Origin of the sequence: Pseudorhizobium banfieldiae (assembly GCF_000967425.1) — a bacterium.
GTDB classification, from domain to species: domain Bacteria; phylum Pseudomonadota; class Alphaproteobacteria; order Rhizobiales; family Rhizobiaceae; genus Neorhizobium; species Neorhizobium banfieldiae.
Window position 1 is genome coordinate 3,318,651 of record NZ_FO082820.1, and the last position, 21,161, is coordinate 3,339,811.

The following is a 21,161-nucleotide window of genomic DNA, read 5'->3' on the forward strand; positions in this document are numbered from 1 at the left end:
CGCAACTTTGCGTCCAGATGGGTTTCCGGGCGTAGCGGGCGATTTTGACGGTTCTGCAGAGCCGTAGGCCGGCCTGCGATCACAAGTACGTTTAACCAGAAAGGACCATTCGAATGGTCAGCTTCGGCGGATTGGCCCGCAAATTCTTCGGCTCGGCAAACGAGCGCCGCGTCCGCTCCTACAAGTCCCGCGTCGATGCTGTCAACGCCCTCGAGGAGAAGACGAAGGCTCTCTCTGATGCAGAACTGGCGGCCAAGACGGCCGAGTTCCGCGAACAGCTCGCGGCAGGCAAAAGCCTTGATGACCTCCTCACGCCGGCATTTGCGGTGGTTCGCGAAGCTTCTCGCCGGGTGCTCGGCATGCGACCCTTCGACGTCCAGCTGACGGGGGCGATGATCCTTCACGACGGCGCGATCGCCGAGATGAAGACGGGTGAAGGCAAGACGCTGGTGGCGACGCTTGCCGTCTACCTGAACGCGCTGGCCGGCAAGGGCGTCCATGTCGTCACCGTCAACGACTACCTCGCCCGCCGCGACGCCGCGACCATGGGACGCCTCTACGGTTTCCTCGGCCTCACCACCGGCGTGATCGTCCACGGACTCTCCGACGAGGAGCGCCGCGCGGCATATGCCTGCGACATCACCTATGCGACGAACAACGAGCTCGGCTTCGACTATCTGCGCGACAACATGAAGTATGACCGCGGCCAGATGGTTCAGCGCGGCCACAACTATGCCATCGTCGACGAAGTGGACTCCATCCTCGTCGACGAAGCGCGTACGCCGCTGATCATCTCCGGCCCGCTGGACGACCGCTCCGAACTCTACAACACGATCGACGCCTTCATTCCGATGCTGGACGAAAGCGACTACGAGATCGATGAGAAGCAGCGTTCGGCAAACTTCTCCGAGGCCGGGACGGAAAAGCTGGAGAACCTGCTGCGCGAAGCTGGTCTCCTGAAAGGCGAAAGCCTCTACGACGTCGAGAATGTCGCGATCGTCCACCACATCAACAACGCATTGAAGGCCCACAAGCTCTTCACCCGCGACAAAGACTACATCGTCCGCAACGGCGAGATCGTCATCATCGACGAATTCACCGGCCGCATGATGCCGGGCCGCCGCTATTCGGAAGGCCAGCACCAGGCGCTTGAAGCCAAGGAAAAGGTGCAGATCCAGCCGGAGAACCAGACGCTCTCCTCGATCACCTTCCAGAACTACTTCCGCATGTACGAAAAGCTCGCCGGCATGACCGGTACGGCTGCGACGGAAGCGGAAGAGTTCAGCAACATTTACCGGCTTGAAGTCGTCGAGGTTCCCACCAACCTGCCGATCCAGCGCATCGACGAGGACGACGAGGTCTACCGGACCTTCGAGGAGAAGTTCAAGGCAATCATTGCCGAGATCAAGGCCGCCCACGAACGTGGCCAGCCGGTCCTGGTCGGCACGACCTCCATCGAGAAGTCCGAGCTTCTGGCCACGATGCTGAGCCAGTCCGGCTTCAAGGACTTCAAGGTCCTGAACGCCCGCTACCATGAGCAGGAAGCCTATATCGTTTCCCAGGCCGGCGTTCCTGGCGCCGTCACCATCGCCACCAACATGGCCGGCCGCGGTACCGACATCCAGCTTGGCGGTAACCTCGACATGCGTCTGGAGCACGAGCTGGCCGAAATGGAGCAAGGTCCGGAGCGAGACGCCAAGGCCGACGCCATCAAGGCGGAAATCGCAGCGCTGAAGCAGAAGGCTCTTGACGCCGGCGGTCTCTACGTCATCGCCACCGAGCGGCACGAAAGCCGCCGCATCGATAACCAGCTTCGTGGCCGTTCCGGGCGCCAGGGCGACCCCGGTCGCTCCAAGTTCTACCTGTCGCTGCAGGACGACCTGATGCGCATCTTTGGCTCCGACCGCATGGACGGAATGCTGCAGAAGCTCGGACTGAAGGAAGGCGAGGCCATCGTCCACCCATGGATCAACAAGGCGCTGGAGCGAGCGCAGCGCAAGGTCGAGGCCCGCAACTTCGACATCCGCAAGAACCTCCTGAAATACGACGACGTCACCAACGACCAGCGCAAGGTGATCTTCGAGCAGCGCATCGAACTGATGGATGCCAATGCCGACGACCTAAAGGAGATCGTTGCCGACATGCGCAACGAGGTGATCGAGGTGATGGTCGCCAAGCATATTCCGGAACGTGCCTATGCCGAGCAATGGGATGTGGCGGGGCTGAACAACGACGTCCAGCGCCTGCTGAACCTTGACCTCCCCATCGCCGACTGGGCGGCGGAAGAAGGCATCGGCGAGGACGATATCCGCGAGAGGATCACAGAAGCTGCCGACAAGGCGGTTGCCGACCGTACCGAACGCTTCGGTGCCGACATCATGACCTATGTCGAGCGATCCATCGTGCTTCAGACACTCGACAACTTGTGGCGCGAGCATATCGTCAACCTTGACCACCTGCGATCCGTCGTCGGCTTCCGCGGTTACGCCCAGCGCGATCCGCTGCAGGAATACAAGTCGGAGGCGTTCGAACTCTTCCAGGCCTTGCTTGCCAACCTGCGCGAAGCCGTGACGGCGCAGATGATGCGCGTCGAGCTCGTGCGCGAGGCCCAGCCTTCGCCAGAGCCGCCCCCGGTCATGGAACCCCATCATATCGACGCTTCGACAGGCGATGACGACTTCGCAGGCGGTAACGACTCTGGCCTGCAGGTGCCACCCGATGATCGCGATCCTGCCGACCCCGAGACCTGGGGCAAGGTGGGCCGCAACGAGGCATGCCCCTGCGGTTCCGGCAAGAAATACAAGCACTGCCACGGCGCCTTCGAGCAGGCCTGAGCTCCGTCAGCAACACATCGGGATGCCGCCTCCGGGCGGCATTTTCGCGTGTGCTCCAGTCTGCTCCAAAGGATTGTTAACCCTGTCGTGGCAAGACTGGGCTACCCGGTATTGAGTTCATGTGAGTAGTGCGTGCCGATCATGGCGGTTCTCGAGACAGCGGAGAGATATCTGCCCCGCGGCCTGCGCTCCAGGCTAAGGCCTGTGCTCGACCGGACAATCGAGGCGAATACCCTGGACGGCGAGACGGCCCGTGCCCAGCGGCAGGCTCTCGTCGCCTTCGCAATTCGCGTCGTCAGTGCAGCCATCGCCTTCGTTTCCCAGATCATCCTTGCCCGCCTGATGGGGGAGTTCGAATACGGCATCTTCGCCTTCGTCTGGGTGATCGTCGTTCTGGCAGGAAACCTCTCCTGCCTCGGCTTCCATACATCCGTCATCCGCTTCCTGCCGCAGCACCAGGCGGACGGTGATCTCGCCTCTGCCCGCGGCCTTCATGTCACGGCGCGCATTTTTGCGATGCTCTCAGCAAGCGTGCTTGCGGCACTGGGGTTTATCTTTCTGCGCCTCTTCGCTGACTCTTTCGAAGCCTACTGGCTGGCGCCTCTGTTCCTGGCGCTCTTCACGCTGCCGATGATCGCGCTTGGCGATGTCCTCGACGGCACCGCACGGGCAAGCGGCTGGACGGTGACGGCCCTGACGCCGACCTTCCTGATCCGTCCGACCCTGATCCTGCTCTTCATGGTCGGCGCCGTCTGGCTCGGCGCGCCCGACACGGCGGTGACTGCGATGGAAGCCGCTCTTGCCGCAACCTATGTCACGACGCTGATCCAGTACATGCGCCTGCGCCAACGGCTGCGGCGCGCCTTCGGCGATGGTCCGCTTCGTCTCAACCCACGCGCCTGGCTCGCCTATTCCTTGCCGATCTTCCTGATTGACGGGATCGGCTTCCTCCTGACCAATGCTGATGTGGTGGTGGTCGGTCTCTACCTGCCCCCCGACCAGGTGGCGGTCTACTTTGCTGCGACGAAGACGATCGTGCTCGTCCAGTTCGTCGCCTTCGCCGTCAAGGCTGCGGCTGGCCCGAGGTTCTCCGCCATACTTGCGAGCGGCGAGACCTCGGAACTGAGGGCATTCGCCGGACAGGCCGCACGCTGGAGCTTTTGGCCCGCTCTCCTGCTGGGCTCGGCCATCCTGCTGGTCGGCGAACACCTGCTCGCCCTCTTCGGCCCGGCCTTCACGATTGGCTACTGGCTGCTCCCGATCCTCTTTGCGGGCATCCTCGCCAAGTCGCTGGTCGGCCCCGCCGAAGTGCTGCTCAGCATGGCCGGCCGTCAGAACCTCTGCGTGGTTCTCTACGCGATCGTGCTGGGCGCAAACATTCTGATGAACATCATGCTCATCCCTCGTTTCGGGCTGAACGGCGCGGCGACCGCGACCGCCTGCGCCATGGCAATCGAGGCGATCCTGCTGCACGTAGCGCTTCGCCGAAGCCTCGGCATCGCCATGTTTGCCTTCGCCGACCCAATTCCAACTGCAGCAAAGGCCGAATGACCATGGCCCCCTCCCCCGACAGCCGCCGGCCCATGGATCCCGCAGCTCCTCTCTGGACACCACCCCTACTGCCGGAGCTGCAGGCAGAACGGCCCCATGCCGACCAACAGATCGAAGTAGGACGCCTGGGACGGGAACTCTGCATCTACCCCGCCTCGCTAGGCTACGACCTCCAGCAGGAGCTCGAATTCCTTTCCAACCGGGTAATGGAACCCAACATCTTCTTCAGCGCCCGTCTGCTGGCGCCTGCAATGCCACGGATAGAGGACAAGCAGGTCCGATTCGCAGTGATCCGCGACGAGAACGAGGGGCACAGCCGCATGCGGCTGCTGATGCCCTTCACGATCGAAAAACCCGGCTTCTCGATCGGGCCTGCGATCACCCGAGCATGGGCGAACCCTTTCGGACCTCTGGGAACGCCGCTGGTCGATGCAGAGGGTGCAGCAGAGACGATCGACAACCTTCTGGACGGTCTTTCGCGACCGGACATGCAGCTTCCTTCAGTGCTTGTCCTGCCCCAGATCCGCGTCAACGGACGCTTCGCCCAGCTGGCGCGCGCCGTTGCGGTGGGTCGCGACCTGCCGGTGACGCTTGCTGAACCCGGCACACGTCCCATGCTGGAAAGCCTCGATGCTCCGGAGACATACATCAAGCGGGCGGTTTCTCCTCACCATTACAGGGAAATGCAGCGCCAATGGCGCCGGCTCGCCGAGCACGGGCAGCTGGATTATACAGTCGCCCGTCAACCGGAAGAGGTCCGGCTCCGCATGGAGGAATTCCTGGCGCTGGAGGCAGCAGGATGGAAGGGGCGCAAGCGCTCCGCCCTCATCAACGACCGCTACCGCGCTGCCTTTGCCCGGGAAGCCATCACCAATCTCGCCGAAATCGATGCCGTCCGCATCCATACGCTCGACCTCGACGGCCGCGCGATCGCCTCCCTCATCGTCTTCGTCATGGCCGGCGAAGCCTATACCTGGAAGACGACTTACGACGAGGAATTTGCCGCATGGTCCCCCGGCAAGCTGCTCATGATGAAGCTGACCGAATGGCACCTCGATGACGCCAATATCCTGCGTACCGATTCCTGCGCGACCGCCGACCACTCCATCATGAGCCGGATGTGGGAGGAGCGCGAGGAGATGGGGACGCTTGTGATCGGCCTGACGCATAATGCCGACAAGGATGTCCGGCAAGTCGCGGCCCAGCTCCACATGTACCGGAGCACGCGAAACATGGCACGTCTGCTGCGGCAGAAGATCCTGTCGATCGCCAGGCGACCTGAATAAGGTTCATTCCGCTGCCGCACGCAGGCGCAGCATCCGGCGGATCACCTTGCCGCTCGTCGTCAGCGGCAGATCGTCGACGAAGTCCACCTCCCGGGGGTACTCATGCATCGACAGCCGGTGCTTGACCCAGTCGCGAAGCTCGGCCGCGAGGCGTTCGCTACGCTCGTGCCCCTCGCGAAGGACGACATAGGCCTTGACGATCTCCGTGCGCAGCGGATCCGGTTTGCCGATCACGGCAGCGAGTCGGACGGCGGGGTGGCCGCTGAGACAATCCTCGATTTCCCCCGGGCCGATCCGGTAGCCGGCCGAGGTGATCACGTCGTCGTCCCGCCCGACGAACTCCACGAAGCCTTCTGCGTCCCGGCGCCCTATGTCGCCCGTCAGTAGCCAACCGTTCCTAACCTTTGCCTCCGTCGCAGCCGGATCGTCCCAGTAGCCGAGGAACATCACCGGGTCGGGCGCCCTGACGGCGATCTCGCCTTCGACACCATCCGCGACTTCAAGACCTCGTTCATCAAGGACGGCCACGTCATGCCCCGGCACGCTCCTCCCGATAGCACCCGCCTTGGTCACGCCGAGTGCAGCACAGGAACCGAGAACGAAGTTGCACTCTGTCTGGCCATAGAGCTCGTTGACGGTGACGCGGAGGACGTTGCGGGCCCACTCATAGGTCTCTCGTCCGAGTGCCTCGCCCGCCGAGGTAATCGTTCGCAGGTGCAGCTCGTAACGGGACCGCGGTTCGGCGACAGACTTCATCAGGCGAAGCGCGGTCGGCGGAATGAAGGCGTTGCGGACATCCATCTCGGCGATGATGCGGAAGGCCATGTCAGGGTCGAACTTCTGCGCCGGCGAGGAGACCACCGGTATGCCAAGCATCAGCGCCGGAAGGAGCACGTTCAACAGGCCGCCGGCCCAGGCCCAGTCGGCGGGTGTCCAGATGCGATCCCCCTCCTGTGGGGCAAACTCATGTCCCAGTTGGAAACCGGGAATGTGGCCGGCCAGCACTCGATGGCCATGGAGCGCCGCCTTGGGCGGTCCGGTGGTGCCGGACGTGAAGATCATCAGTGCGGGGTCGTCAGGGCCGGTCGCCGCGACCTCGAACCGCGATGGATGCTGATCCAGCAGATCATTGAACGCCAGCACACCATCCCTGGCGACGGCCCCTCCCGCGACGACGAGATGCCGCAGAGCCGGCAGCCTCGCGCGGATTGCCTGCAAGCGCGGCAGGCCGAATTCGTTGGTCACGATTGCCACTGCTTCCGACGCACGCAGCCGATACTCCAGGGCATCTTCCCCGAACAGCAGCGCCAATGGCAATGCGATCGCGCCGAGCTTGTAGATCGCCACGTGGGCAACGACCGTATCGAAGCCCTGCGGCATTAGAAGCGCCACCCGGTCGCCGCGGCGTATCCCGAGGGACCGCAATCCGTTTGCGAGCGCAGAGGACTTTTCGCGAAGCTCGCCATAGGTCATGGTGAGGTGCTGCCCATCGGGACTGAAGTGCTGCAGACAGATGCGCGCCGGCTCCTTTTCCGCCCACGCATCGCAAACCATATGGCCAATGTTGAACCTGGTCGGGATGCGCCACTCAAAACTGCGAAGGATTTCGTCGTAGGAAGATTGAGCGTTTGGAAGCAGCATGGCCTGTGTCGCGTTTTCAGCGTTGCAATCTGCTAGCACCAGCAGGCCGCGGCCACAAGGAGCAGCCGTGCCTGCCCCCTTGGCCCATCATCATGCGTATCGCAGCCTAACGCTGCGCGGTCATCCGCAGCATCCGGCACAAGGCCGCCAGTTCGGCGTCGGTGCCGCTCGAGAGCAGGTCATCGCAACGGTTGAGCAGCCGGCGCTGCTCGTCTTCGGACATGGCGTTGAAGGCCTCACGTTGCGCCGGGGTGAGGTCGGGCTCGGTACCTCCGACGCCCGGCCCACCCGCACCCGGCCCGCCCACACCCGCGCCGGCGCCACCGATTCCGAGTTCAACATCGGCCCCGACGCCCGAACCTCCGCCGGCCCGCACCCCGGCACCGGCATTGACCCCGTTCGAGCCTCCGATCGAGGCGGTTGCATCGACATCGACACCATCGCTGATATCCGCACCGATACTCGCATTCACGCCATCGGTGCCGCCCAAGGACGCATCCACATCGGCGAGGCTACTCCCTCCGACATTCGCGCTTGCGTCCACGCCGTTGCTACCGCCGACCGAAGCCCCGACTCCGAGGCCGTCGCTGGTATCGACGCCGACGCTGACGCCACCTACCGACACTCCCGCTTCCTGCGCACCCGCCGGCCCGAGAGCCGGCAAGAGCAGGCAAGCGGAGACGAGAAGCATGCTTCTCCTAACATTCATGGCCATTCCTCCATACGAGACCCGCAACCATCGCGGGCATGTACGGAACCGCCGTTGCATGGAGAAGGTTTCCCGGGAGCCCTCCGCTTTGCCGTGATCATTAACGCTGGGTCACTGTCGGATGGACTTCTGTGCCGGAAGCACGCAGAAGCCTCCGAGCTGCCGGCTACCTCCTCACTTGCGCAGCAGCGCGCGCCCATGATAGAGGCCATTCCATACCTTCCGTGCCCCGTTGGCGGAATTGGTAGACGCGCCTGACTCAAAATCAGGTTCCGAAAGGAGTGCTGGTTCGATTCCGGCACGGGGCACCATCCTCCCTGACATCCAGAGCCGCGTCTCACGCAGATGTGTGAGGGTCGTCTTCGTGCTCGACTCGGGACAATTGCGTCGTCCGGTCCGATGTTCTAATGAGCAACGACCCTGATCGGCCTCCGGCCCGGAGATGTGCATGCCATCTGAAACCCGCTCCCCCGCCCTTTCCCGCCCCTTGATCTACGCTTCCGCGGTGACCCTTGGCATGGTGGCGACCGTTGGCGGAGCGCTCGCCTTCGAGCACATCGGCGGCTACATCCCCTGCGCGCTCTGCCTGCTGCAGCGCGACCCCTACTACTATGGAATCCCGGTCGGTATCGCTGCGATCATCGCCGCCAGCTTCCGTGCACCCCCATGGGTTACCCGCAGCCTGCTCGCGCTCATCGGTGTGATGATGATCGTGGGTGCTGGCATGGGCGTATATCACGCGGGCGTCGAGTGGGGGTTCTGGGAGGGTCCGGCCACCTGCGCCACCAGTTCGCCCGGCATCACAACCAATGCCGGCAGCCTCCTGGACGATCTGAACGCCTTTCACGGCCCATCCTGCACGCAGGCATCGCTGCGGGTACTTGGTCTGTCGTTCGCCGGCTGGAACGTGATTGCGAGCGTGATGCTGGCTGCCGTCGCCTTCCTCGGCGCGTCGGAGAAGACGGCCTGAACGGCTTCAAGGCTGCAGTTCGGTATCCCAGTAGAGATAGTCCATCCAGCTTTCGTGCAGGTAGTTCGGCGGGAAGAGCCGGCCATTGTTGTGAAGGTCCTGCACCGTCGGCGGATAAGGCTTCTGGTGTGGGAACATGCCGGCCTGCTTCGGCAGCTTGCTACCCTTGCGAAGATTGCAGGGAGAACAGGCAGCCACGACGTTCTCCCACGTCGTCTGCCCGCCATGTGCCCGCGGGATAACGTGGTCGAAGGTCAACTCGTCGCGGGAACCGCAGTACTGGCACTCGAAGCGATCGCGCAGGAAGACGTTGAACCGGGTGAAGGCCGGGTGGCGAGTGGGCTGCACGTAGGTCTTGAGGCTGACGACGCTCGGCAGGCGCATGGAAAAGCTGGGCGACGAGACGGATTGTTCGTATTCGGCGATGATGTTCACACGGTCCAGGAATACGGCCTTGATCGCGTCCTGCCAGGACCACAGCGACAAGGGATAGTAACTCAGCGGCCGGTAGTCGGCGTTCAGGACGAGCGCCGGCAAGGCCTGGGGAGAGACTGCAATCGTCAAGGGGTACTCCTTACCGATTCGGCATCCGCAGTTTTATATTAGGTCCGTTGCCACAGAATTGTGAAGCAGAAATAACAGTGGTGGGCAGTAGTTACCCCGCAACTGGGGCCACATCTTTGCGGATGCTGGCGGAATAGTAGGCCCATAGAAGTCGGGCCGCGACCGAACGCCATGGCTGCCAAACCTCCGCCATCCCCGCGAGCGACCGGGCGGATGGCCTTCCCGGCAGGCCGAAAGCATGGGCGGCAGCAGCCTGCAAGGCGACATCGCCTGACGGAAATATATCTGGATGGCCGCCGCAGAACATCAGATAGACTTCGGCCGTCCATGGCCCCACCCCGTAAAGCGCCGTCAGCTTCGCCATCGCAGCGGCGGGCTCCATCCGCGCGACTTCTTCCAGGTCTACCTCACCATTGGCCACAGCTCGGGCAACATGTGCGAGCGTGGCTGCCTTGGCGCGCGACAAGCCGAAGGACGCAATCGTTGCCGGCTGATGGCCAAGATAGGTTTCGGCCGTGGTTGGTCCCGCCGCGCGGATGCGGTTCCAGATCGCCGCGGCGCTCGCTTTCGAGACCACCTGCGAGACGATGATGAAGGCTAGCCCGGCAAAGCCTGCCTCCACCAACCTCAGCGGCACGGGACCGGCAGCCTCGATCACCGGCACCAGCCGCGGGTCGAGTGACGCCAGCGCCGCAAGGCCGACCTGGATGTCGCTTTCGTTGCGGATGATGCACATGTTTTGTCCCTGTGGTCCCGCCACCGATTTCATGCCAGAAGAAACCATGCTCGCACCACCCGGTCAAAGACCCGTCTTCCGTTTTGCGCCCAGCCCGAACGGCCCCCTGCATCTCGGCCATGCGCTCTCCGCCATTCTCAACCATGAGATGGCGCAGGCGGTCGGCGGGCGCTTTCTGCTGCGCATCGAGGATATCGACCTCGCCCGTTGCACGCCGGATCATGAGGAAGCCATCTACAGGGACCTCGCCTGGCTGGGACTTCGATGGGAGCAACCGGTCCGCCGCCAGTCGGAGCATTTTGGCGACTATGGCGCGGCGCTGGATCGGCTGAGGGAGATGGAGCTTGTCTACCCCGCCTTCATGACCCGCGGCGACGTGAAATCCGCCGTTGCCGCGCATGAGGCGGCCGGTGAGGTATGGCCTCGCGACCCGGACGGATCGCCGCTTTATCCGGACGCCGACCGTAAGAGGAGCGAGACGGAGCGTCGGCGCCTGCTGGCGGAAGGCAGCCGGCACGCATGGCGTCTCGACATGGCAGGGGCGCTGGCAAGGGTCGCCCGTCCGCTCACATGGCGGGAGACGGGAGAAGGCTGCGAAGAGGAAATGCAGGCGGACCCTGCGGCCTGGGGTGACGTCATCCTGTCTCGTTCGGATGCGCCGTCGAGCTATCATCTCTCGGTGGTGGTGGACGATGCACTGCAGGGGATCACTCACGTGGTCCGCGGCGTCGACCTCTACCATGCAACCTCGGTACATCGGCTGCTGCAGGAACTGCTGGGTCTTCCCGAGCCGGTCTATCACCACCACCGGCTGATCCTCGGGCCGGATGGCCGGAAGCTCTCGAAGAGCGAGCAGTCGACGGGGCTCGCGGCACTCAGGGCCGCCGGCGCCTCACCCGCCGACATTCGCCGACGGATCGGGCTCTGAGGCATCCTTGATCCGGCTGTCTCGGTTGTTGCGCCTGCGGCGCGCATGCACGACCACGGAATAGACGCGATATTTCATGAGCGCCGCATTGATCTCTGCGCCCAGCATGAAGATCACGCCCACCATGTAGAGGAAGACGAGCACGATCATGACGGACGCCAGACCCGCGTAGGTCGCCGCGTAGTTTGCGAACGTGGCCAGGTAGGACGCGAATATCAGCGCGCCGATCGTCCAAAGGACGAGCGTCACCACGACACCGGGCAGCACGTCGATGATCCGCCGGTGCCCGTCCGGCAACCATTTGTGCGACAGGATGAGGCCGCCCATCAGGACCAGAACGGTACCGTAGAGCCCCCAATCGGATGCGGCGCGAAGGAGATCCTGCAGCCAGGGAAAGAAGCGTTCTCCATAGTGGAGGGCAACGGGCACCGCCACAAGCAGGGTGCTGATGACCGCAAAGATGATGACGGCCGCGATGACGTAGCCGAGACTTGCGAGACGCGTTATGTACCAGGCCCGCGTCTCGCTGACCCGATAAGCGCGGTTCAGCGACACCCGCAAGGCTTCGACGCCATTGGACGCGAAGTAGGCGGCCGCAAGCACCGACAGCGTGAGAAGCCCTCCGCGCGGGATCGTCAGTACCTGCTCGATCTCCCGCGACAGGGGATCGGCAATGTCCTGGGGCCAGGTGTCGAAGAGCAGATGCACGGCGGTTTCGGAAAACGTGTCTGCGCCGAGGAATCCGGCAAGCGCGGTGCCGAAGATCAGGAAGGGAAACAGGGCAAGCAGGCCGGACAGTGCGACATGGCTCGCCATGGCCCAGCCATCGTCTTCGTTGAAGTGGCAATAGGCATCATAGGCGACCTTCCAGGCGAGCCCCAGCCCGCGGATCCTGCTCTTCTTCTCGGCCAAGGTCGGCTCCGTTGTCACTGCACCCGAAATATGGGATGCACGGGCACCTTGTACAGGACCCTTTCATGCCGCATCAGAGATCGATCATCATTACCGGCTGCTCTTCGGGCATCGGCGCCCATTGCGCCCGCGCCCTCAAGCGGGACGGCTGGCAGGTCTTTGCTACGGTCCGCAAGACGGAGGATCTTGCCTCCCTTGAGGCGGACGGCATTGAAGCGCTGCTGATGGACTACACGAAGCCGGAGACGATCGCGGCGATGGTAGAGGTCGTGCGGCAGCGCACCGGCGACCAGATCGACGCCCTCTTCAACAACGGCGCCTACGGGCAGCCCGGCGCCGTCGAGGATCTCGCGACCCATGTCCTTCGCGAGCAATTCGAGACCAACCTGTTCGGCTGGCACGACCTGACCCGCAAGGTCATTCCGCTCATGCGCCGACAGGGCCATGGGCGGATCGTCAATTGCTCCTCCATTCTCGGGCTTCTGCCCTATCGCTACCGCGGCGCCTATACCGCCTCAAAGTATGCGCTTGAGGGCCTGACAGTGACCCTGCGGATGGAACTCGAAGGCAGTGGCATCCACGTCAGCCTGATCGAACCCGGGCCGATCGCCTCGCGCTTCACGGCCAATGCGCTGGCGAAGATCGAGGAACATGTCGACCTGGAGAACTCGGCGCATTCGGCCGAATACAAGCGCCAGCTCGCCCGCCTGAGTGGCACGGGTGCCAAAAACCGACACAGGCTCGGTCCCGAAGCGGTCTACGACGTCTTGACGCATGCCTTGACCGCATCCCGCCCCAAACCACATTATCTGGTCACGACACCCGCCAAGCAGGGAGCCTTGCTCAAGCGGCTCCTCCCGGCCGATCTCTTCTACCGCCTGATGCGCCGGCTGGACTGACAACAAAAAGGTCTACATCTCGAATGTCCACATTCACCACCATCCTCACCGTCATCGTGATGGGCCTTGTTGTCCTCGTCCTGATCCGCGGGCTGTTCAACATGATGAAGGGAACCGATGCCAACAAGTCGAACAAGCTGATGCAGTTGCGGCTTATGCTCCAGGCGGTCGCCATCGTGCTCATCATGCTCACCCTCTGGATTACCGGCGGCGGGCGATAGAAATGGTCAGGATCAACAGGATCTACACCCGCACCGGCGACAAGGGCATGACTTCGCTGGTCAGCGGCCCGCGGCGGGACAAGCACGACCTGCGCGTCGAAGCCTATGGCACGGTGGACGAAACGAATTCGGTCATCGGCATGGCGCGTCTCCATACGTCCGGCATGCAGAAGCTCGATCCAATGCTGGCGCGCATCCAGAACGACCTCTTCGACCTGGGCGCGGACCTCGCCAACCCGGAGGTCGAGGAGAACCCTGAATACGAGCCTCTGCGCGTCGTACCGGCCCAGGTGACGCGGATAGAAAGCGAAATCGATGAGCTGAACGCGGTGATCGAACCGCTACGCTCCTTTGTCCTGCCGGGCGGATCTCCGGCTGCGGCCGCCCTGCATTTGGCCCGAACCGTGTCCCGGCGTGCCGAAAGACTGATGGTGGAGCTGTCGCGGCGAGAGACCGTCGCCGAACCGGCGCTGCAATACATCAACCGGCTCTCCGACTTCCTGTTCGTCGCCGCCCGCCACGCCAATGATGACGGCAAGGTCGATGTGCTGTGGGTACCGGGGAAGAATCGGTAACGAGAGGCAAGCGGCATCCATGTTCATCCCGATCCATGATGCCAACACGCTGAAGCACATCCGCGCCCAGTATGTGACGATCGCGCTGATCCTCACCAATGTCGCAGTCTGGGCCTTCACTGCATTAACGCCGGAGATGATAGGTGAATTGGCGGCGCTCGGCCTCGGCTTCATCCCCGCCGTCGCCTCCGATCAAGCCTACCTCGATCCCGAGCTTGTCCTGGTTCCGACGGGCCTGACCTACGTCACCTATGCTTTCATCCACCTGGACTTCTGGCACTTGGCCTCGAACATGGTCTTCCTGTGGGTCTTCGGCGATAACGTCGAGGATGCGCTCGGACATGTCCGGTTCCTGGTCTTCTATCTCCTCTGTGCTGCGGCCGGGGCAATGCTGCATGCGGTGATCGCTCCGGCATCGGAGGGTCCGCTGATCGGCGCGTCCGGGGCCATATCCGGCGTCGTCGCCGCCTATTTCATCCTGCATCCGCGCGTTCGGCTCTGGGTGCTGGTACTGTTCCGCATACCGCTTCCGTTTCCAGCTTTCATTCCGCTGACGCTCTGGCTGCTGCAGCAGTTCGCCATGCTGGCGCTCGACCTAGACGGCATGGTGTCCTGGGGCGCCCATGTCGGCGGGATCCTGGCAGGAGCAATCCTCATCCTCTTCATGCGACGGAAGGGCATGCCGCTCTTCGATCGCCAGATCGTCATTCCCAAGGCGGTCGAAACCCGCGCCACCGTACCTGTTGTCGGTCCGCGCCAACCATAGACGGCAGTCATAGCGGTATGATCAAAGCGCACGCGTCGCGGCCCAAAACCACGTTGTAATCGCGCCAAAAATGGGTATCCATGTCGCCCACTGACTAGAGGACGAACGGGAGAGGCTGCATTCGAGCGGCTCCATAAGTCAAGGAAGGACCCCATGAAGATCCTGGTACCTGTGAAGCGAGTGGTCGACTATAACGTCAAGATCCGCGTCAAGCCTGATGGCACCGGCGTTGAGCTCGCGAACGTCAAGATGTCGATGAACCCGTTCGACGAGATCGCGGTCGAGGAAGCCCTGCGCCTGAAGGAAGCGGGCAAGGCCGAGGAAGTGGTGGTCGTCTCCATCGGTCCCGCCAAGGCCGAAGAAACCCTCCGCACCGGGCTCGCCATGGGTGCCGATCGGGCAATCCTGGTGGAGACGGACGACACGGTCGAGCCGCTGGCTGTTGCCAAGATCCTCAAGGGTGTCGCCGAAGCGGAAGCTCCTGGCCTCGTCATCATGGGCAAGCAGGCGATCGACGATGACAGCAACCAGACCGGCCAGATGCTCGCCGCCCTCCTGAAGTGCGGCCAGGCGACCTTCGCATCCAAGGTCGAGCTTGCCGAGGGATCCGCCAAGGTAACGCGCGAAGTCGACGGCGGGCTGCAGACGATCGACGTGAAGCTGCCGGCAATCGTGACTACGGACCTTCGCCTCAACGAGCCGCGCTATGCATCGCTGCCGAACATCATGAAGGCAAAGAAGAAGCCGCTCGACAAGAAGACGCCTTCCGATTTCGGCGTCGACACGGCGCAGCGCCTCAAGGTGCTGAAGACCGAGGAGCCGGGCGGCCGCAAGGCCGGCATCAAGGTGAAGACCGTTGCCGAGCTCGTCGAGAAGCTCAAGACCGAAGCCGGCGTGCTTTAAGTCGGAAGAACAGGGAGACAAAGACATGGCCATTCTTCTTCTGGCAGAACACGACAACAGCAGCGTTTCCGATCAGACCGCCAAGGCATTGACCGCGGCGAAGTCGATCGGTGGGGACATCCACGTCCTCGTCGCCGGCTCCGGCGCACAGGCTGCCGCCGATGCGGCCGCCAAGCTCGACGGCGTCTCTAAGGTCCTGCTCGCTGACAGCGGAGACCTTGCCAATAACCTGGCCGAACCGCTGGCCGACCTGATCGTGTCGCTGGCGGGCAGCTACGACACCATCATTGCCCCGGCAACGGCGTCCGCAAAGAACGTCATGCCACGGGTCGCAGCACTGCTGGACGTCATGCAGGTTTCCGAAATCATCGAAGTGGTCTCTGCCGACACCTTCAAGCGGCCGATCTATGCGGGCAATGCCATCCAGACGGTGCAGTCGACCGATGCAAAAAAGGTGATCACCGTGCGCACCGCAGCCTTCTCGGCTGTAGGCGAAGGCGGTTCGGCTTCGGTCGAGACGGTTTCGGCAGCGGCCAATCCCGGCCTTTCCAGCTTCGTCTCCGACGCGATCGCGTCTTCCGAGCGTCCGGAACTGACCTCCGCGAAGATCATTGTTTCGGGCGGCCGCGCCCTCGGCTCGGCCGACAAGTTCAACGAAGTGATCCTTCCGCTTGCCGACAAGCTGGGTGCCGCAGTCGGCGCTTCGCGTGCGGCAGTCGACGCGGGCTACGCGCCGAACGACTGGCAGGTCGGCCAGACCGGCAAGGTCGTCGCGCCCGACCTCTACATCGCCGCCGGCATTTCCGGAGCGATCCAGCACCTGGCCGGTATGAAGGATTCCAAGGTCATCGTCGCCATCAACAAGGACGAGGAGGCGCCGATCTTCCAGGTCGCCGACTACGGTCTCGTAGGTGATCTGTTCGAACTTCTGCCGGAACTCCAGGAGTCGCTTTAGTCGTTGCTTCGCACCTGCGAAAAACGCTAGAACTGACGCCAGTCGGCCAAGATAAGAAAGGCCGGCCCTTCGAGGGGCCGGCATCAAAGCAGGCGCCGCCGGACGCCTCGGGAGCAGGTCCATGGGTTTGGCTAGTATTCAAAACGTCGGTGTGATCGGGGCAGGGCAGATGGGATGCGGCATCGCCCATGTCGCTGCCATTGCGGGCTACAAGGTGCACATCTACGACCTCTCGCAGGACCGCATCGAGGCTGGCCTGGCAACCATCAACGGCAACCTTGCCCGGCAGGTCACGAACAGCAAGCTGTCCGACGAGGATCGCAAGGCGGCGCTGTCACGCATCAGCGGCTCGGCCGATCTCAACGACCTGGCACCGATGGACCTCGTGATCGAGGCGGCTACCGAGGACGAAAGCGTCAAGCGCAAGATCTACGCGCAGATTTGTCCGATCCTGAAGCCGGAAGCGCTGCTCGCCACCAATACGTCGTCCCTGTCCATCACCCGCCTCGCTTCTGCGACCGATCGCCCGGAACGTTTCATGGGCATCCATTTCATGAATCCGGTTCCGGTCATGAAGCTGGTGGAGCTGGTCCGCGGGATCGCGACCGAAGAAACGACCTTCGCCACCGCCAAGGAATTCGTCTCGACGCTCGACAAGACGATCACGGTCGCCGAGGATTTCCCGGCCTTCATCGTCAACCGCATCCTGCTGCCGATGATCAATGAGGCGATCTACACCCTCTATGAAGGCGTCGGCTCGGTCGAGGCCATCGACACGGCCATGAAGCTCGGTGCCAACCACCCGATGGGGCCGTTGCAGTTGGCAGACTTCATCGGGCTCGACACTTGCCTGTCGATCATGCAGGTGCTGCACGACGGTCTGGCGGATTCCAAGTACCGCCCTTGCCCGCTGCTGGTAAAATATGTGGAAGCGGGCTGGCTTGGCCGGAAATCCGGCCGCGGCTTCTACGATTACCGCGGCGAAACGCCGATCCCGACGCGCTGAGGCGTCACGAACCCTTTGCGGCCGTGATCAATGCCTTGGCATCCGTGCTGTCCCAGACCGCGGGGCCATTCATGGCGGAGACGAGGCAGCCCTTCCTGTCGAGGATGAGCGTGACGGGAAGTCCGAAGGCAAGTCCTTCTTTCTTCATGGTGTTAAACACGCCCATCGTGCTGTCGCGGTAATAGCCGAGCGCATCCACCCGGGTTTCTGCCAGGAATGCCTTAGGTTTTTCGTCTGAGCCCGTATCGATGTTGACGGCGACGACCTCGAAGTCTTCCCCACCCATCTCCTTCTGCAGATTGTTCAGCGCCGGCATCTCCTCCCTGCACGGGCCGCACCACGTCGCCCAGAGATTGAGCAGCACGGTCTTGCCTGCAAAATCGCTCGTCTTCAGGTCCTGCCCCTCAGGCCCCTTGAACGAGAGGTCGATCAGCCGCGGCGATGTGGCGGCGGCCATGGCGGCAACCTCACCCCGCGCGAACTCGTCGACCGTCCGGGCAAGTTCCACCGTGCCCTCGCACGCGCCAGCGTCGGCGGCGACCTCGCCATTGCCAGACCCGGTGTTCCTCACGTATACCGCCACGGCGCCGGCAATCAGCCCGGCCACGGCGGCAATCACGATCAATCTGGCGGAGGGAAGGCCAAGCGGTCTCTTGTTCGTCATCTAGCACTCCAGGACGTATGCATCATGGCTGACGGCACGAAGGACGCGGTATCCTCCAACCAGATGTGGGGCGGTCGCTTCGCCTCCGGCCCGGATGCGATCATGGAGGAGATAAATGCCTCCATCGGCTTCGACAAGAAGCTCTACGCCCAGGACATCCGCGGCTCAATGGCGCATGCGACCATGCTTGCTGCAAAAGGCATCATTTCCGGCGAAGATAAAGACAAGATTGTCGGAGGGCTGAACACGATCCTGTCAGAGATCGAGAGCGGCCAGTTCGAGTTCTCGCGCAAGCTCGAGGACATCCACATGAACGTGGAGGCACGGCTTGCCGCTCTGATTGGCCCAGCCGCCGGACGGCTCCACACGGCGCGCTCCCGTAACGACCAGGTCGCGCTCGACTTTCGCCTCTGGGTGAAGGAAGAACTGAGTAAGACCGAACGTATGCTGACCGGCCTGATCGCCGCGTTTCTCGAGCGTGCCGACGAGCACGCCGATACCGTCATGCCCGGCTTCACCCACCTGCAGACGGCGCAGCCGGTGACCTTCGGCCATCACTGCATGGCCTATGTCGAAATGTTCGGCCGCGACCGGCAGCGGGTGCGCCACGCCATCGAACACCTGGACGAAAGCCCGATCGGCGCCGCCGCACTCGCCGGCACGGGTTTCCCGATCGACCGGCACATGACGGCTGAGGCGCTTGGCTTCCGCGAGCCCACCCGCAACTCCATCGACACCGTGTCCGACCGCGATTTTGCGCTGGAATTCCTGTCGGTTACCGCAATCTGCGCGATGCACCTGTCGCGGCTTGCGGAAGAGATCGTCATCTGGTCGACGCCGCAGTTCGGCTTCATCCGCCTGTCGGACGCCTTCTCGACCGGCTCCTCTATCATGCCGCAGAAGAAGAACCCCGATGCGGCCGAACTGGTCCGCGCGAAGACGGGACGCATCAACGGTTCGCTCGTCGCACTGCTGACCGTCATGAAGGGCCTGCCGCTCGCCTACTCCAAGGACATGCAGGAAGACAAGGAACAGGTCTTCGATGCCGCAGAAAACCTGGAACTCACGATTGCCGCGATGACCGGGATGGTGCGCGACATGACCATCCGCGCCGACCGCATGCGCGCTGCAGCCGGGTCCGGCTACTCGACCGCCACCGACCTCGCCGACTGGCTGGTGCGCGAGGCGGGCCTGCCGTTCCGCGACGCCCACCACGTGACTGGCCGGGCCGTTGCGCTTGCCGAGCAGAAGGGCTGCGACCTCGCAGAGCTTTCGCTGGAGGAACTACAGGGCATCCATGATGCCATCACCGACAAGGTCTTTGATGTCCTGTCGGTCGATGCGTCGGTCGCAAGCCGCACCAGTTTCGGTGGCACCGCCCCGTCGGAAGTGCGCAAGCAGATTGCCTGGTGGCGCGCTCGCAACTAGCCATCGAAATGACCGCAGAGTGACTGCACAAGCGGCAGGAACTCCGCTATGACACCAGCGCAGGCTGGTTGATGAAGGAAACGGAATGTCGAAGCTCGTGCAAAAATTCGGCGGCATCGCCCTGACGCTGGCGGTGGCCGGCATCGTCCTTTCCGGATGCGGCCGCAAGGGTGATCTCGACCGCCCCAGCACTCCTGTGGAGCAGCAGAACATCCGCAAGACGGGAGACGACCGCAAGCCGGAGCCGGTTCCCGAGAAGCGCTTCCTGCTCGATCCCTTGCTCTGAGCGACAACAGCCGTGAACCATTTTCACTACATCGATGGCGTGTTGCACGCCGAGAACGTGCCGATTCCCGAGATTGCCAAGGCGGTCGGCACCCCCTTCTACGTGTACTCCACCGCAACGCTGGAACGCCACTACACCGTCTTCGCCAAGGCGTTCGCGGATGTCGACGCGATGGTCTGCTACGCGATGAAGGCGAATTCCAACCAGGCGGTGCTGAAGACGCTCGCGCGCCTCGGAGCCGGGGTTGACGTCGTGTCCGGAGGTGAACTGCGGCGGGCGCTGGCGGCCGGCATCCCCGCAAGCCGCATCATGTTCTCCGGCGTCGGCAAGACCGCGGCGGAAATGGATCTGGCACTCGAGGCAGGCATCTACTGCTTCAACGTCGAATCCGAGCCGGAACTCGAAGTCCTGAACCAGCGGGCGCAGCGTAAAGGTACCCGCGCCCATGTATCCTTCCGCATCAACCCCGATGTCGACGCGCGCACCCATGCGAAGATTTCCACGGGCAAGAAGGAAAACAAGTTCGGGATTTCTTATGAGCGCGCCCGCGCCGTCTATGCGCATGCGGCCCAGTTGCCGGGAATAGACGTCACCGGCATCGATATGCATATCGGCAGCCAGATCACCGATCTGCAGCCATTCGAGGATGCCTTCCGGCTGCTGCGCGAACTGGTGGATACGCTACGCGCCGACGGCCACAGGATCGACCATGTCGATATCGGCGGCGGCCTCGGCATTCCTTACAAGGACGACAATGATCCACCGCCGCTTCCCGACGCCTACGCCGAGACGGTGAAGCGACAGCTGCGTTCGCTGGACTGCAAGATCGTCACCGAGCCCGGCCGGCTCATTGTCGGCAATGCCGGCATCCTCGTGACCGAGGTCATCTACGTCAAGGACGGCGGCGAAAAGGCCTTCGTCATCGTCGACGGCGCCATGAACGATCTCATCCGCCCGACGCTTTACGACGCTTATCACGAGATACGCCCGGTGATTGCGGCCGCGGCCAGCGCGCCACGAATCCGTGGCGATATTGTAGGACCCGTCTGCGAGACGGGTGACTACCTTGCGCTTGATCGGGAGATGGCGGCGCCGAAGCCCGGGGACTTGATTGCCGTTGGCTCCGCCGGCGCTTATGGCGCCGTGCAGGCGGGCACCTACAATTCACGCCTTCTCGTTCCGGAAGTCCTGGTCAGGGGCAGCGACTTCCACGTGATACGTCCGCGCGGAAGCTACGAGGACCTGATCGGCCTGGATTCGATACCCGCCTGGCTCGCCTGACCCTTATCTCGTCCTGTTCACAATTACAGGAAGCGGACGGATTTCT

Annotated in this window: 21 protein-coding genes and 1 tRNA gene; 16 read left to right on the top strand and 6 right to left on the bottom strand. The window is 63.0% G+C overall.

The window, feature by feature from the left end:
- The first annotated feature begins 113 nt into the window (after positions 1–113).
- From secA to NT26_RS16165, 3 genes are all read left to right on the top strand, one after another.
- Positions 114–2,834 carry a preprotein translocase subunit SecA gene (secA, locus tag NT26_RS16155; RefSeq protein ID WP_052640276.1) on the top strand — a complete coding sequence of 907 codons (2,721 nt, stop codon included), beginning with the start codon at positions 114–116 and terminating at the stop codon, positions 2,832–2,834.
- Between the two features lie 141 nt (positions 2,835–2,975).
- On the top strand, positions 2,976–4,385 hold the full coding sequence (locus tag NT26_RS16160) for a lipopolysaccharide biosynthesis protein (RefSeq protein WP_052642278.1): 1,410 nt from the start codon (positions 2,976–2,978) through the stop codon (positions 4,383–4,385).
- A 32-nt stretch (positions 4,386–4,417) separates the two neighbouring features.
- Positions 4,418–5,671, top strand: coding sequence for a GNAT family N-acetyltransferase (locus NT26_RS16165; protein WP_052642280.1), 1,254 nt, complete (start codon positions 4,418–4,420; stop codon positions 5,669–5,671).
- 3 nt (positions 5,672–5,674) lie between these two features.
- On the opposite strand, the gene NT26_RS16170 is transcribed toward NT26_RS16165, so the two are convergent.
- Together NT26_RS16170 and NT26_RS16175 are read right to left on the bottom strand one after the other, a co-directional pair.
- A complete protein-coding gene (locus NT26_RS16170) occupies positions 5,675–7,312 on the bottom strand; it encodes an AMP-binding protein (RefSeq protein ID WP_052640278.1) in 1,638 nt (545 codons plus the stop codon).
- 106 nt (positions 7,313–7,418) lie between these two features.
- Entirely contained in the window at positions 7,419–8,003 is a 585-nt protein-coding gene (locus tag NT26_RS16175) for a hypothetical protein (protein ID WP_052640280.1), read from the bottom strand.
- Between the two features lie 244 nt (positions 8,004–8,247).
- On the opposite strand from NT26_RS16175, the gene NT26_RS16180 reads away from it, so the two are divergent.
- Together NT26_RS16180 and NT26_RS16185 are read left to right on the top strand one after the other, a co-directional pair.
- Positions 8,248–8,332 (top strand) — tRNA-Leu (locus NT26_RS16180).
- Positions 8,333–8,469: 137 nt separating this feature from the next.
- Positions 8,470–8,991 carry a disulfide bond formation protein B gene (locus NT26_RS16185; RefSeq protein WP_052640282.1) on the top strand — a complete coding sequence of 174 codons (522 nt, stop codon included), beginning with the start codon at positions 8,470–8,472 and terminating at the stop codon, positions 8,989–8,991.
- A gap of 6 nt (positions 8,992–8,997) precedes the next feature.
- On the opposite strand, the gene NT26_RS16190 is transcribed toward NT26_RS16185, so the two are convergent.
- On the bottom strand, positions 8,998–9,555 hold the full coding sequence (locus NT26_RS16190) for an HNH endonuclease (RefSeq protein WP_052640285.1): 558 nt from the start codon (positions 9,553–9,555) through the stop codon (positions 8,998–9,000).
- 91 nt (positions 9,556–9,646) lie between these two features.
- Entirely contained in the window at positions 9,647–10,339 is a 693-nt protein-coding gene (locus tag NT26_RS16195; protein WP_425287715.1) for a DNA-3-methyladenine glycosylase family protein, read from the bottom strand.
- Here NT26_RS16195 and gluQRS point away from each other — a divergent pair.
- A complete protein-coding gene (gene gluQRS, locus NT26_RS16200) occupies positions 10,338–11,219 on the top strand; it encodes a tRNA glutamyl-Q(34) synthetase GluQRS (RefSeq protein WP_052640289.1) in 882 nt (293 codons plus the stop codon). The genes NT26_RS16195 and gluQRS overlap by 2 nt on opposite strands.
- Here gluQRS and NT26_RS16205 read toward each other — a convergent pair.
- Positions 11,184–12,131 carry a YihY/virulence factor BrkB family protein gene (locus NT26_RS16205; RefSeq protein WP_077548717.1) on the bottom strand — a complete coding sequence of 316 codons (948 nt, stop codon included), beginning with the start codon at positions 12,129–12,131 and terminating at the stop codon, positions 11,184–11,186. The genes gluQRS and NT26_RS16205 overlap by 36 nt on opposite strands.
- Before the next feature lie 65 nt (positions 12,132–12,196).
- Between NT26_RS16205 and NT26_RS16210 the strand changes: the two genes are divergently transcribed.
- The 7 genes from NT26_RS16210 (at position 12,197) to NT26_RS16240 (ending at position 17,456) form a co-directional block, all read left to right on the top strand.
- On the top strand, positions 12,197–13,030 hold the full coding sequence (locus NT26_RS16210; RefSeq protein ID WP_052642284.1) for an SDR family oxidoreductase: 834 nt from the start codon (positions 12,197–12,199) through the stop codon (positions 13,028–13,030).
- A 23-nt stretch (positions 13,031–13,053) separates the two neighbouring features.
- Complete coding sequence (locus NT26_RS16215; protein WP_052640291.1) at positions 13,054–13,251, top strand: twin transmembrane helix small protein; 198 nt, start codon at positions 13,054–13,056, stop codon at positions 13,249–13,251.
- A gap of 2 nt (positions 13,252–13,253) precedes the next feature.
- The gene (locus NT26_RS16220; protein WP_052640297.1) at positions 13,254–13,826 is read left to right on the top strand and encodes a cob(I)yrinic acid a,c-diamide adenosyltransferase; all 573 of its coding nucleotides are present in this window, start codon (positions 13,254–13,256) and stop codon (positions 13,824–13,826) included.
- A 19-nt stretch (positions 13,827–13,845) separates the two neighbouring features.
- On the top strand, positions 13,846–14,592 hold the full coding sequence (locus NT26_RS16225; RefSeq protein ID WP_052640299.1) for a rhomboid family intramembrane serine protease: 747 nt from the start codon (positions 13,846–13,848) through the stop codon (positions 14,590–14,592).
- 153 nt (positions 14,593–14,745) lie between these two features.
- A complete protein-coding gene (locus tag NT26_RS16230) occupies positions 14,746–15,495 on the top strand; it encodes an electron transfer flavoprotein subunit beta/FixA family protein (protein ID WP_052640301.1) in 750 nt (249 codons plus the stop codon).
- A gap of 25 nt (positions 15,496–15,520) precedes the next feature.
- The gene (locus NT26_RS16235) at positions 15,521–16,450 is read left to right on the top strand and encodes an electron transfer flavoprotein subunit alpha/FixB family protein (protein WP_052640303.1); all 930 of its coding nucleotides are present in this window, start codon (positions 15,521–15,523) and stop codon (positions 16,448–16,450) included.
- Positions 16,451–16,571: 121 nt separating this feature from the next.
- Entirely contained in the window at positions 16,572–17,456 is an 885-nt protein-coding gene (locus tag NT26_RS16240; protein ID WP_052640304.1) for a 3-hydroxybutyryl-CoA dehydrogenase, read from the top strand.
- Positions 17,457–17,460: 4 nt separating this feature from the next.
- Here NT26_RS16240 and tlpA read toward each other — a convergent pair whose 3' ends face one another.
- The gene (tlpA, locus tag NT26_RS16245; protein ID WP_052640305.1) at positions 17,461–18,120 is read right to left on the bottom strand and encodes a thiol:disulfide interchange protein TlpA; all 660 of its coding nucleotides are present in this window, start codon (positions 18,118–18,120) and stop codon (positions 17,461–17,463) included.
- 24 nt (positions 18,121–18,144) lie between these two features.
- Here tlpA and argH point away from each other — a divergent pair, with 24 nt between their 5' ends.
- The 3 genes from argH (at position 18,145) to lysA (ending at position 21,115) form a co-directional block, all read left to right on the top strand.
- Positions 18,145–19,548, top strand: a complete 1,404-nt coding sequence (gene argH / locus NT26_RS16250; protein WP_052640306.1) for an argininosuccinate lyase — start codon at positions 18,145–18,147, stop codon at positions 19,546–19,548.
- A gap of 85 nt (positions 19,549–19,633) precedes the next feature.
- Positions 19,634–19,834: an LPS translocon maturation chaperone LptM gene (lptM, locus tag NT26_RS16255; protein WP_052640307.1), complete on the top strand. Its 201-nt coding sequence runs from the start codon at positions 19,634–19,636 to the stop codon at positions 19,832–19,834.
- A 12-nt stretch (positions 19,835–19,846) separates the two neighbouring features.
- Positions 19,847–21,115 carry a diaminopimelate decarboxylase gene (gene lysA / locus NT26_RS16260; RefSeq protein ID WP_052640308.1) on the top strand — a complete coding sequence of 423 codons (1,269 nt, stop codon included), beginning with the start codon at positions 19,847–19,849 and terminating at the stop codon, positions 21,113–21,115.
- The last annotated feature ends 46 nt before the right edge of the window (positions 21,116–21,161 follow it).

Coding starts and splice junctions, on each gene's coding strand:
- NT26_RS16225 (WP_052640299.1), top strand. CDS start 13,846: ATGTTCATCCCGATCCATGATGCCAACACGCTGAAGCACATCCGCGCC.
- NT26_RS16185 (WP_052640282.1), top strand. CDS start 8,470: ATGCCATCTGAAACCCGCTCCCCCGCCCTTTCCCGCCCCTTGATCTAC.
- NT26_RS16195 (WP_425287715.1), bottom strand. CDS start 10,339: ATGGTTTCTTCTGGCATGAAATCGGTGGCGGGACCACAGGGACAAAAC.
- NT26_RS16175 (WP_052640280.1), bottom strand. CDS start 8,003: ATGCTTCTCGTCTCCGCTTGCCTGCTCTTGCCGGCTCTCGGGCCGGCG.
- lptM (WP_052640307.1), top strand. CDS start 19,634: ATGTCGAAGCTCGTGCAAAAATTCGGCGGCATCGCCCTGACGCTGGCG.
- NT26_RS16235 (WP_052640303.1), top strand. CDS start 15,521: ATGGCCATTCTTCTTCTGGCAGAACACGACAACAGCAGCGTTTCCGAT.
- NT26_RS16170 (WP_052640278.1), bottom strand. CDS start 7,312: ATGCTGCTTCCAAACGCTCAATCTTCCTACGACGAAATCCTTCGCAGT.
- tlpA (WP_052640305.1), bottom strand. CDS start 18,120: ATGACGAACAAGAGACCGCTTGGCCTTCCCTCCGCCAGATTGATCGTG.
- NT26_RS16220 (WP_052640297.1), top strand. CDS start 13,254: ATGGTCAGGATCAACAGGATCTACACCCGCACCGGCGACAAGGGCATG.
- NT26_RS16165 (WP_052642280.1), top strand. CDS start 4,418: ATGGATCCCGCAGCTCCTCTCTGGACACCACCCCTACTGCCGGAGCTG.
- NT26_RS16210 (WP_052642284.1), top strand. CDS start 12,197: ATGCCGCATCAGAGATCGATCATCATTACCGGCTGCTCTTCGGGCATC.
- secA (WP_052640276.1), top strand. CDS start 114: ATGGTCAGCTTCGGCGGATTGGCCCGCAAATTCTTCGGCTCGGCAAAC.
- argH (WP_052640306.1), top strand. CDS start 18,145: ATGGCTGACGGCACGAAGGACGCGGTATCCTCCAACCAGATGTGGGGC.
- gluQRS (WP_052640289.1), top strand. CDS start 10,338: ATGCTCGCACCACCCGGTCAAAGACCCGTCTTCCGTTTTGCGCCCAGC.
- NT26_RS16240 (WP_052640304.1), top strand. CDS start 16,572: ATGGGTTTGGCTAGTATTCAAAACGTCGGTGTGATCGGGGCAGGGCAG.
- NT26_RS16215 (WP_052640291.1), top strand. CDS start 13,054: ATGTCCACATTCACCACCATCCTCACCGTCATCGTGATGGGCCTTGTT.
- NT26_RS16230 (WP_052640301.1), top strand. CDS start 14,746: ATGAAGATCCTGGTACCTGTGAAGCGAGTGGTCGACTATAACGTCAAG.
- NT26_RS16160 (WP_052642278.1), top strand. CDS start 2,976: ATGGCGGTTCTCGAGACAGCGGAGAGATATCTGCCCCGCGGCCTGCGC.